Origin of the sequence: [Phormidium] sp. LEGE 05292 (assembly GCF_015207735.1) — a bacterium.
Classification (GTDB): domain Bacteria; phylum Cyanobacteriota; class Cyanobacteriia; order Cyanobacteriales; family Aerosakkonemataceae; genus Floridanema.
Genome location: NZ_JADEWG010000191.1, coordinates 1 through 10463 on the forward strand (window position 1 = coordinate 1; position 10463 = coordinate 10463).

Consider the following 10463-nt stretch of genomic DNA (forward strand, 5'->3'; position numbering starts at 1 on the left):
CCCCCCATCTCCCCATCTCCCCATCCCAAATCCTCTGGGGAAATTATGAAAACCAATGTCCGACTATGTTACTTTTTTTAATAGAACTGAGAGCGTAGCAAAGCTCATCCTTTTCCAAAGGATCGAAAATAAAACGCTCAACAGGGCTAACAACCTGCATAAAATTAAACACAGACTGTATTTGTCTTACAGTTCTGAGGGGCAAAAATTTTTATCCCTAAGCAGACAAAGGTTGGCTTTTAATTAAACCCATCCTCAAAGCGGGAGATTGGGAAACGCGACATCAGCAATACATGAGATTAGGAACTCTTGGTTCATGTTTACTAAGCAGGTAAAAGACTCGTCAGTATATAACTGGTTCCAGGAACGCCTGGAAATCCAAGCACTTGAGGAAGATATAACCACCAAGTATGTACCTCCCCACGTAAATATTTTTTATTGCTTGGGTGGGATTACCTTAGTTTGCTTTTTGATCCAGTTCGCCACTGGATTTGCCATGACCTTCTATTACAAGCCAACTGTCACCGAAGCATTTTCCTCGGTACAGTACATCATGAATGAAGTCAACTTTGGTTGGTTAATTCGTTCCATCCATCGTTGGTCTGCCAGCATGATGGTGCTGATGATGATTCTGCACGTTTTCCGAGTTTATTTAACTGGTGGTTTCAAAAAGCCCCGGGAATTAACTTGGGTGACAGGCGTGGTTTTGGCTGTAACCACCGTTTCCTTTGGTGTAACGGGTTACTCCTTACCTTGGGATCAAATTGGTTATTGGGCGGTAAAAATCGTTAGTGGTGTACCCGAAGCGATTCCCGTAGTTGGTGTATTGATTGCTGACTTGTTACGTGGTGGTTCCAGTGTTGGTCAAGCCACGCTAACTCGTTATTACAGTGCTCATACTTTTGTGCTGCCTTGGGTAATTGCAGTATTTATGCTGCTACACTTCCTGATGATTCGCAAGCAAGGTATCTCTGGCCCCTTGTAAAATCAGAAGCTAACTGCTGTTTTTTCATATCTCGACAGAGGAGCGCACTTTTTAAAGATGTCTGTACTTAAGAAACCGGATCTTAGCGATCCCGTATTACGCGCCAAACTAGCAAAGGGCATGGGTCACAACTATTACGGTGAACCAGCTTGGCCTAATGACTTGTTGTATACCTTCCCGATCGTAATTATGGGTACGATCGCGTTGTGTATCGGTTTAGCAGTTCTCGACCCCGCAATGGTGGGCGAACCTGCCGATCCGTTTGCGACACCTTTGGAAATTCTGCCAGAGTGGTACTTGTGGCCTGTATTCCAAATTTTGCGTACAGTACCTAACAAACTGTTGGGTGTATTGCTGATGAGTGCAGTACCCGCAGGTTTGATTTTGGTACCTTTCATTGAAAGCGTGAACAAATTCCAAAACCCCTTCCGTCGTCCAGTAGCAACCGCAGTATTTTTATTTGGTACTTTGGTAACTCTGTGGCTAGGTATTGGGGCAATTTTCCCGATCGACAAATCTCTGACTCTCGGTTTGTTCTAAACTGAAGTAAGTTTCAATTGATGCCTGTTGAATTTTTTTGTTCTCAGAAAAGTTCAGCAGGCATCAAGCTATTTTAGAAGGCAGAAGGCAGAAGGCAGAAGACAGAAGGGAAGAAAAGCTATTGTTTTAGCAATTATTAATTCAGCAAAATTTGTTATTCATCTTCGCGTAAATCTCCCCGCAAATTGTCGCCTTCATTAATCATTTGCGGGGCAAAACCGGGATTAGAAAGAAGTTCTTTGGGGTTGTCGGGAATGTTACCAGTGCGAACTAAATCTCTGGGGTCTACCACTCTTTCATCGTCAGTTTGAGGAGGCGCATCAACATTATCTTTATATCCCGGCTGTTTAGGTGTTTCAGCCATAATTATTTTCCACCAACAACATACGTTTTTAGCCTAGAATTAGTATTAGGAAATACACACTATCTGGAGACAGATAAAGTTGAAAAATGCCGAAGAATAAGAAATTTCCCTATTTAGTTGGTTCTAAGTGGACAGCTTTACAAAAAACTTGGGGTTGGAGACATTTTCAAGTGGTAAACCGCAAAAACCAAGGCGAGTGGGTATTTGCTGAGATGGTAGCTTCTTGCGATCCAAACGTGCGGTTTTGGATTAATGCGAAAGCTTTGAAAGACCGGACAATGTGGCAAGCTGGGTGGCAAACTTTACAAGAAATACAGAATATTGAGATAGACTCAGAAGAAGAGATGACATTAGAGATACTTGAATCAAGCTGAGATTGATTGGAGTAACTTATAATTTAAAGGTGCAGCCAAGGTCTAGTAATGGAAACAAAACGCCTGGGAAAGACTAATATTAATGTCAGTGCGATCGGTCTGGGTGGAATGCCGATGTCATTAAGCAACAGACCGCCTGAATCGCAATCAATTCAAGTGATACATCGTGCGCTTGACTTGGGAATTACATTCATTGATACAGCAGATTCTTATTGTAAAGATGAGACAGATAAACATCACAATGAGAAACTAATTGCCAAAGCATTAAGCGAATATCCTGGCGATCTTAGTAATGTGATTGTTGCTACTAAAGGCGGATTGATGCGTCCGAATGGTGCATGGACAAGGAATGGAAATCCCGAACATTTAAGGAAGACAATTAGGGAAAGTTTTGCGGCGTTGGGGGGGAAGAAAGCGATCGACTTATGGCAATATCACGCCCCAGATCCAGAGTATAGTATAAAAGAATCGCTGACAGTAGCCAAAGAAGCAGTGGACGAAGGATTAATTAAATTTGTTGGCGTTTCTAACTTTTCAGTTGAGCAGATTAAACAGGCGCGTGACATAGTAGAAATTGTGTCTGTACAGAATCAATTTAACCCTTGGTATCGCGCACCAGAAATTGATGGAGTATTGAGATATTGTGAGAGAGAAAGTTTAACTTTTTTGCCTTGGAGTCCGTTGGGTGGGAGTCGGAGAGTTGGTAGTTTAGGAGATGTAGAAGCGATCGCCAAACTAGCAAAAGAAAAAGGAGTATCTGTATATTGTATTGTTTTAGCATGGTTGCGGTCGAAATCGCCTAGTATTTTACCGATTCCTGGGGCGAGTAAAGTTGCGAGTATTGAAGACTCAGTGCGTGCATTAGAAGTGACATTAACTGAAGCAGAAATAGCAAAGATCGATCGAGGTACCGAAGGTTAAAAGGTACGTTGTTGCGCTGTCTTCGCGCTTAGCGCAACAACATACTAATATTAGCCGAAATAGCGACTTGCCATTTGCATAGCATCAGCGATATCGACATCGCCATCGCCATCAGCATCGAGGAAACTATTAACAACAGGATTACTTGCTTGGGGATTTTGTTGATTGTTACCAGATTGGAGGAAATTGAGTACTAGAGGTACTAACATAGGGAGAAGTTGGAGGATGGTATTGCGATCGATCCCAGTTCTTTGAGAAACTACATCTGCAACAGATTCCCATTGAGAACCGAATAAAGCATTAACAGCCGAAGGATTAGGAGAACTCCCAGCAAATTGATTGATAATACTTTCAACTAATTCATTACCACCTTGATCGCGCTTTTCCTGTAAAGAAGAACGCACCAAACTACCAACACCCGACAAAGCAGATTGCATTGTAGAATTATCAGTACCTTGGTTGTTCTGTACCTGTTGGACGCTATTAAAAATGTTAGCGAGTTGACCTGCATTAGCTTGCAAGTTAGGGTCATTAACTGCGTTGAGTATTTGGTCAAAAAGTCCCATAGTTTTAGGTTTTTGAGTTTATATAAATAAAGTTCTCACATTTGCTTGATAATCGTAAACAGAGTTTACCCAGATAGACAAAAGCCTTATGGCTGAATTTCCTCATGAAGTATAGTTGCGATTGTTCGATGAGTCGTCGTTGGTTTTTGCGATCGGTCTTGCCAGGGGCGCTTTCATTAGGTATTTTAGGTTTTACAAGACCAGCTTTAGCCGAAAAAACTGCGAAAGCTTTGGTTCTCAGTTGCATAGATTTTCGGATTTTGGAAGCAGAACGTTATTTTTTATCTTTAAATAACTTGGGGAATCAATATGATTTAACTGCTTTGGCGGGTAGTTCTTTAGCGTTAAGTGGTCTGCCACATCCGGCTGATGCTCAAGCTTTTTGGGATCAGTTAGAGTTATCTTATCGCTTGCATCATATTCAAAAAGTGATTATTTTGGATCATCAAGATTGTGCGGCTTTTGCTGATAAAGTTAGTCCTGAGTTGAGCAAGGATGCGGATTTAGAGTTAAAGGTGCATACGGAGTATTTGAGTAGGGCTTATTGGGAGATTAGGGAGCGTTACCCGGATTTAAATATTGAGTTATACTTTGTAGGACTGAATGCGGATGTTAAGCCGATTAGTCCTTTGGCGAAGGTTTAAGAGTTTTTTTTGAACCGCAAAGAGCGCAAAGAACGCAAAGAAGAAGGAAGAAAAGGATTAGGAGGAGAGGACTATGCGTTTAATGCCGTCTTTGAGTATTTGGACGTTGAAGTTGATTAGAAGGGCAAGAGGGTGTTTGGTTGCCTTAAGGTAAGAAATTACTCTTGCTTGTTGTATGGGAGGAACGTTTTCCAAGGCTTTTAATTCAACAATTAAGTTATTTCCCACTAAAAAATCTAATCTGCCTTCGCCAACTTCTTGACCCTTGTAGTGGACTGCAAAAACCACTTGACGCTTGAAAGGTATTCCTCGCAAGTCAAATTCTACAGCTAAAGCCTCCTCATAAACTGCCTCTAAAAACCCAGGCCCTAATAGTCGATGTACTTCGATCGCTGCCCCAATAACAGCATAAGCCAGCTGCTCCACTTCCTGACTTGGTTGCCTCATTCTTTTTTCTCCTTCTCTTCTCTTCCTTCTCTTCCTTCGCGTCCTTTGCGTCCTTGGCGGTTCAAAAAAACTCTTTCCCCCTCTCCCTATGGCAAAATTTTACAAGAAACAGCGAATCCCTTAACCAATGACACTAAATCTCCCCCCCCAATACGACCCATTTTCCACCGAATCTAAGTGGCAAACATTCTGGTCAGAAAACCAAACCTTTAAAGCTGACCCCAAAAACGACGGAAAATCCTACAGCATGGTGATTCCGCCACCCAACGTTACGGGTAGTCTCCACATGGGGCACGCCTTCGGACAAACTCTCATGGATATTCTCGTCCGTTACCATCGAATGCAAGGTTTTAACACCCTTTGGCTTCCCGGAACTGACCACGCCAGCATCGCAGTTCATACCATGCTGGATAAGGAATTTAAAAAGGAGAAAAAAACCCGCTTTGATTTCGGTCGTCAAGCATTTTTGGAACGTGCTTGGGAATGGAAAAATAATTCCGGGGGTGCAATAGTTAACCAGATGCGCCGTTTGGGTATCTCGGTTGATTGGTCACGGGAACGTTTCACAATGGATGAGGGTTTGACGAAGGCTGTTATTGAAGCTTTTGTTCGCCTTTATGATGATGGTTTGATTTATCGTGGCAATTATTTAGTTAACTGGTGTCCAGTTTCTCAGTCGGCGGTTTCTGATTTGGAAGTGGAAAATAAGGAAATAAATGGTCATTTGTGGCATTTCCGTTATCCACTTACAGATAATTCGGGTTATTTGGAAGTTGCAACTACTCGACCAGAAACTATGTTGGGTGATACTGCTGTGGCGGTTAATCCGTCGGATGAACGCTATCAACATTTGATTGGCAAAACTCTCACTCTGCCAATTATGAATCGGGAAATTCCGATTATTGCTGATGAGTTGGTTGATGCTAGTTTCGGGACTGGTTGTGTGAAGGTGACTCCGGCACATGACCCGAATGATTTTGAAATGGGTCAGCGTCACAATCTGCCGTTTATTAATATTATGAATAAGGACGGTTCGCTAAATGAAAATGCGGGGCCGTTCCAAGGTCAAGACCGTTTTCAGGCACGGGAAAATGTGGTTAAACGGTTGGAAGAAGATGGGTTTTTGGTGAAGATTGAGGAGTATAAGCATAGCGTACCATTTAGCGATCGCGGAAAAGCCCCGATCGAACCTCTCCTCTCTACTCAATGGTTTGTCAAAATTCAATCTCTCGGTGAAACAACTTTAAAATTCTTAGATGAGCAAAATTCCCCCAATTTTGTTCCCCATCGTTGGACTAAGGTTTATCGTGATTGGTTGGTAAAATTAAAGGATTGGTGTATCTCTCGTCAATTATGGTGGGGTCATCAAATTCCCGCTTGGTATGCTATCAGCGAAACTAATAACGAAATCACAGATCATACGCCTTTTGTTGTCGCACATACGGAAGCTGAAGCTTGGGAAAAAGCTAAAGCTAAGTTTGGCGAAAATGTCAAACTAGAGCAAGACCCAGATGTTTTGGATACTTGGTTTTCTTCCGGTTTATGGCCTTTTTCTACTTTGGGTTGGCCTGAAAAAACACAGGATTTAGAGTTTTATTATCCGACTGCTACTCTAGTTACAGGTTTTGACATCATCTTTTTCTGGGTTGCCAGAATGACTTTGATGGCAGGTTATTTCACTGGCAAAATGCCTTTCCGTGATGTCTATATTCACGGTTTAGTCTTAGACGAAAATGGCGTAAAAATGGCTAAGACTAGGGGAAATGGTATCGATCCTTTGGATTTGATTGATAAGTATGGTACTGATGCAGTACGCTATACTTTGGTGCGGCAAGTTACTGGCGCTGGTCAAGATATTCGCTTAGATTACAATCGCAAAAAAGGTGAGTCTTCAGCAGTAGAAGCTTCCCGCAATTTCACCAACAAATTGTGGAATGCCTCCCGCTTCGTAATGATGAATTTAGAGGGACTGGGGACTGGGGAAATTTCTCAATCCCTAGAATTATCTGACCGTTGGATTCTTTCCCGATACAATCAGGTGGTGCAGCAAACTACTCAATATATCGATAATTACGGGTTGGGTGAAGCGGCGAAAACCCTTTACGATTTCTTCTGGGGTGAGTTCTGCGATTGGTATATTGAATTAGTTAAGTCTCGTCTGCAAAAAGATGCTGATGCAAGTTCTAAAAAGGTTGCTCAACAAACTCTTGCTTTCGTTTTAGAAGGGACTTTAAAATTAATTCATCCCTTTATGCCTCACATTACTGAGGAAATTTGGCATACTCTGACTCAAGCTGATGAATCAGCTTCTTTGGCGTTACAAGAGTTTCCGAAAGCAGATACAAATCTGATTAATTCCGAGTTGGAAGCAGATTTTGATTTGTTAATTAACACGATTCGCACAATTCGCAATTTACGCGCTGATGCTGATATTAAACCATCAACCAAAGTGACGGCAATTTTGCAAAGTGAGAATGAAAAAGAACGCAAAATTCTGACATTAGGTGAAACTTATATTCAAGATTTGGCGAAGGTGGAAAAACTCTCTGTTACTCCTAGTTTGAATGAGGATGTTGGACAATCAATTACTGGTGTTGTTGGTACTGTTCAAGTAATTGTTCCTTTAACGGGTGTGGTAGATATTGCAGCTTTACGCAGCAAGTTAGAGAAGAAGTTGAGCAAAATTGACAAGAACATTCAATCTCTTTTGGCGCGGTTGAATAATCAAGCTTTTGTGGCGAATGCTTCTCCTGAAGTTGTTCAAGCTGATAAGGATGCTTTGGCGGAAGCACAGACACAAGCGGAGATTTTACGCGAAAAATTGCAGCAACTTCAGTAAGTCCATCTGTGTTTATCTGCGGTAAAAAAAGAGATTTTAGAAATTTTGAACCGCAGATGAACGCAGATGAACGCAGATGTGAGCAACGTTTTTTGGTGGGGTGTATGGATATTATTAGCGTCCGTTGCGGCGGCGGAGACGATCGATCGTCACGGCAATAATAATCACTAAACCCTTAACCACTAACTGCCAGAAATAAGACATATTCAGCAGGGTTAAACCATTGTTCAGTACGGCAATAATTAACGCACCGAGCAAGGTTCCCGGCATTGTACCAATCCCACCAGTAAAGCTGGTACCACCTAAAATTACCGCTGCGATCGCATCTAGTTCATAACCATTCCCTAATAACCCCGTAGCACTATAAAGCCGACTGGAACTCATCACTCCAGCTAACCCTGCCAGCAATCCACTCACACCATAGACAAACAACAGGATACGCTCGACTTTAATCCCCGTCAGTCTTGCTGCTCGTTGATTACCACCAACTGCGTAAATTTGTACGCCTAAAACTGTTTGTTTCAAAATGAACCAACTAGCTAACACGGTCAGCAATGCAATCACAACCAACCAGGGGAAAGGCCCCAAGTAGTTATTGCCAATCCAGGCATAGTTTAGATTGCGGTTCAAGACGGTAGTACCATTAGCAACAAGATAGGCAACACCGCGCAATGCTGTCAAACCACCCAAAGTCACAATAAAGGGAGGCAAGTCAAGAAAAGCAATCAAACTACCATTAATCAGACCAATCAGCAAACCTGTCAACAGCGCCGCAGGTATCGCTGCCCAACTTAAGGCAGGGATGAGAGAAACAAGTACGCCAACAACTGCTGACACACCCAAAATAGAGCCAACAGATAAGTCAATGCCACCTGTGAGAATGACGAAGGTCATGCCTGTGGCGAGTACGATGTTGATCGATGCCTGCCGTAAAATATTGACAGCGTTCCCTGCTGTGGCAAAGTTGGGAGTCAAAACTGAGAATAGAATGCAAATCAGCAGCAAAATCGGCAAAATTCCGGCTATTTGAAGCCAGTTATTGGCGACTCTGCGCCGCTGCGATCGAGAACTGCTCGCTTCATCTTTAATGGGACGCAATTTAGTTTCACTCATTATTCAGCAACCTCCGATGCGCCTGTGGCATACGCCATAATGTTTTCTTGTGTAATTTCTGTACCTGTAGAACCACCCAGTTCCCCAACTAATTGCCCTTCACGCATCACTAGGACGCGATCGCTCAATCCCACAACTTCCGGCAATTCGCTCGATACCATTAAAATGGCAACGCCTTGTTTTGCTAGGTCGCTGATGATGCGATAAATTTCGCTTTTTGCTCCGATGTCTACACCCCGCGTTGGCTCATCTAGCAATAGCACTCTAGGCTTAATCGCCAGCCACCTTGCCAGCAGCAACTTTTGTTGATTGCCACCGGACAAATCCATCGCTCGAATTTCCAGATTGGCAAGTCGGATGTTGAAGTCTTCCACCGCATCGCTAGCAATTTTGCCGAGCGATCGCCAGTTCAGCACACCTGCTTTTGCATCCTGCTTCAGCGTATTTAGGACAATGTTTTTGCCAGAAGTCATTTCCAAAAACAAGCCTTGGTCTTTGCGGTCTTCGGGAACGTAACCAATCCCAGATCCGATCGCATCTCCAGGCGAGTTAATCTCTACTTTTTTGCCATTCAGCCACACTTCCCCACTGGCTTTTGGATCTGCCCCAAAAATCAATCGGCTCAGTTCGGTTCGTCCCGCACCCACTAGACCTGCTAGCCCGACAATTTCTCCGGCGTGTAAAGTGAGGTTGGTCGGCTGTACCTTACGACCATCGCCCAGATTGCGAACTTCCAGCACCACTGGGCCAACACTGGTTTGTCGCTGATGTTCGTAGAAGTCTTGCATCGGGCGGCCTACCATCATTTGCACCAGTCGTTCCGGTGAGATTTCATCCCTTGTCAAGCTGCCAATATATTGACCATCCCGCAATACGCTGACCCGATTGGCTAGGGCATAAACTTCTTCCATGCGGTGGCTAATATAAATGATGGCAATGCCATCTCGCCGTAGTTTGTGGATTACCTCAAATAGTCGTTCTGTCTCGCGATCGCTCAAAGCTGCCGTCGGTTCATCCATCACCAGAATCCGGCTTTTGTCTTTTAGCGCACGGGCAATTTCGACTAACTGCTGTTCGGCGATCGATAAACCAGATACCAGATCGTCGGGAGCAAAATGGGCACCCAAACTCTGCAACACCTGAAGAGCTTCTCGCCGCATTCCTTCGCGATCGAGCAGTTGCCCTCGGCGCAACTCACTGCCCATAAACATATTTTCGGTAACGGTTAAATTGGGTGCGACATTCAACTCTTGATAAATCAAATTGATGCCAGCCCGCCGTGCGGTACCTGGATCGGTAATATTGAGCCGTTCTCCGTTGATGTAAATTTCACCTTCATCAGCAATATAGGCACCTGCCAGAATTTTCATCAACGTGCTTTTGCCAGCACCGTTCTCGCCCATCAAAGCATGAACTTCTCCAGGGTAAATCGTTAGATTCACTCCTTGGAGAGCAGGTACACCATGAAAGCGTTTGGTGATACCGCGCATTTCCAACACGGGAGTCAAACTTGACGCAGGCGCAGGCGTTGGTTGGATATCGGTTGTCATTACGTAACTCCTTACAAAAGGGGACTAGGGACTGGGGACTGGGGACTGGGGGAAGTTTTGAGTTTTGAGTTAGGGAGAAAGTTATGAGTTTTAAGTTATCTCCCCTGCTCCTCTGCACCC

11 protein-coding genes are annotated in these 10463 nt (G+C 43.6%); 6 read left to right on the plus strand and 5 right to left on the minus strand.

All coding sequences use genetic code 11. From position 1 onward, the window contains the following. Positions 1–316 precede the first annotated feature (316 nt). Both petB and petD read left to right on the plus strand, forming a co-directional pair. Positions 317–985: a cytochrome b6 gene (gene petB / locus IQ264_RS28910; RefSeq protein WP_193985522.1), complete on the plus strand. Its 669-nt coding sequence runs from the start codon at positions 317–319 to the stop codon at positions 983–985. Positions 986–1042: 57 nt separating this feature from the next. Next, on the plus strand, positions 1043–1525 hold the full coding sequence (gene petD / locus IQ264_RS28915) for a cytochrome b6-f complex subunit IV (RefSeq protein ID WP_193985524.1): 483 nt from the start codon (positions 1043–1045) through the stop codon (positions 1523–1525). Between the two features lie 154 nt (positions 1526–1679). Here the strand turns inward: petD and IQ264_RS28920 are convergent, their stop codons facing one another. Continuing rightward, complete coding sequence (locus tag IQ264_RS28920; RefSeq protein WP_193985526.1) at positions 1680–1889, minus strand: hypothetical protein; 210 nt, start codon at positions 1887–1889, stop codon at positions 1680–1682. An 86-nt stretch (positions 1890–1975) separates the two neighbouring features. Here IQ264_RS28920 and IQ264_RS28925 point away from each other — a divergent pair, with 86 nt between their 5' ends. Both IQ264_RS28925 and IQ264_RS28930 read left to right on the plus strand, forming a co-directional pair. Further along, positions 1976–2263 (plus strand): TIGR02450 family Trp-rich protein, encoded by a 288-nt coding sequence (locus IQ264_RS28925; protein ID WP_193985529.1) that lies wholly within the window; start codon positions 1976–1978, stop codon positions 2261–2263. Positions 2264–2311: 48 nt separating this feature from the next. After that, a complete protein-coding gene (locus tag IQ264_RS28930) occupies positions 2312–3184 on the plus strand; it encodes an aldo/keto reductase (RefSeq protein ID WP_193985531.1) in 873 nt (290 codons plus the stop codon). A gap of 50 nt (positions 3185–3234) precedes the next feature. On the opposite strand, the gene IQ264_RS28935 is transcribed toward IQ264_RS28930, so the two are convergent. Then, positions 3235–3750: a DUF937 domain-containing protein gene (locus IQ264_RS28935; protein ID WP_193985533.1), complete on the minus strand. Its 516-nt coding sequence runs from the start codon at positions 3748–3750 to the stop codon at positions 3235–3237. A 104-nt stretch (positions 3751–3854) separates the two neighbouring features. Between IQ264_RS28935 and IQ264_RS28940 the strand changes: the two genes are divergently transcribed. Then, a complete protein-coding gene (locus tag IQ264_RS28940) occupies positions 3855–4394 on the plus strand; it encodes a carbonic anhydrase (RefSeq protein ID WP_193985535.1) in 540 nt (179 codons plus the stop codon). Positions 4395–4451: 57 nt separating this feature from the next. Here the strand turns inward: IQ264_RS28940 and IQ264_RS28945 are convergent, their stop codons facing one another. After that, a complete protein-coding gene (locus tag IQ264_RS28945; protein ID WP_193985537.1) occupies positions 4452–4841 on the minus strand; it encodes a GxxExxY protein in 390 nt (129 codons plus the stop codon). Between the two features lie 127 nt (positions 4842–4968). On the opposite strand from IQ264_RS28945, the gene IQ264_RS28950 reads away from it, so the two are divergent. Next, on the plus strand, positions 4969–7680 hold the full coding sequence (locus IQ264_RS28950; RefSeq protein ID WP_193985539.1) for a valine--tRNA ligase: 2712 nt from the start codon (positions 4969–4971) through the stop codon (positions 7678–7680). A 114-nt stretch (positions 7681–7794) separates the two neighbouring features. Here IQ264_RS28950 and IQ264_RS28955 read toward each other — a convergent pair whose 3' ends face one another. Then, the gene (locus tag IQ264_RS28955; protein ID WP_193985542.1) at positions 7795–8793 is read right to left on the minus strand and encodes an ABC transporter permease subunit; all 999 of its coding nucleotides are present in this window, start codon (positions 8791–8793) and stop codon (positions 7795–7797) included. Then, the gene (locus IQ264_RS28960) at positions 8793–10343 is read right to left on the minus strand and encodes a sugar ABC transporter ATP-binding protein (RefSeq protein ID WP_193985544.1); all 1551 of its coding nucleotides are present in this window, start codon (positions 10341–10343) and stop codon (positions 8793–8795) included. Before IQ264_RS28960 ends, IQ264_RS28955 begins: the two co-directional genes overlap by 1 nt. Between the last annotated feature and the right edge of the window lie 120 nt (positions 10344–10463).

What these genes read in the sequence shown, in the direction of transcription:
- petB (WP_193985522.1), top strand. Translation starts at nt 317, where the DNA reads ATGTTTACTAAGCAGGTAAAAGACTCGTCAGTATATAACTGGTTCCAG.
- petD (WP_193985524.1), top strand. Translation starts at nt 1,043, where the DNA reads ATGTCTGTACTTAAGAAACCGGATCTTAGCGATCCCGTATTACGCGCC.
- IQ264_RS28920 (WP_193985526.1), bottom strand. Translation starts at nt 1,889, where the DNA reads ATGGCTGAAACACCTAAACAGCCGGGATATAAAGATAATGTTGATGCG.
- IQ264_RS28925 (WP_193985529.1), top strand. Translation starts at nt 1,976, where the DNA reads ATGCCGAAGAATAAGAAATTTCCCTATTTAGTTGGTTCTAAGTGGACA.
- IQ264_RS28930 (WP_193985531.1), top strand. Translation starts at nt 2,312, where the DNA reads ATGGAAACAAAACGCCTGGGAAAGACTAATATTAATGTCAGTGCGATC.
- IQ264_RS28935 (WP_193985533.1), bottom strand. Translation starts at nt 3,750, where the DNA reads ATGGGACTTTTTGACCAAATACTCAACGCAGTTAATGACCCTAACTTG.
- IQ264_RS28940 (WP_193985535.1), top strand. Translation starts at nt 3,855, where the DNA reads ATGAAGTATAGTTGCGATTGTTCGATGAGTCGTCGTTGGTTTTTGCGA.
- IQ264_RS28945 (WP_193985537.1), bottom strand. Translation starts at nt 4,841, where the DNA reads ATGAGGCAACCAAGTCAGGAAGTGGAGCAGCTGGCTTATGCTGTTATT.
- IQ264_RS28950 (WP_193985539.1), top strand. Translation starts at nt 4,969, where the DNA reads ATGACACTAAATCTCCCCCCCCAATACGACCCATTTTCCACCGAATCT.
- IQ264_RS28955 (WP_193985542.1), bottom strand. Translation starts at nt 8,793, where the DNA reads ATGAGTGAAACTAAATTGCGTCCCATTAAAGATGAAGCGAGCAGTTCT.
- IQ264_RS28960 (WP_193985544.1), bottom strand. Translation starts at nt 10,343, where the DNA reads ATGACAACCGATATCCAACCAACGCCTGCGCCTGCGTCAAGTTTGACT.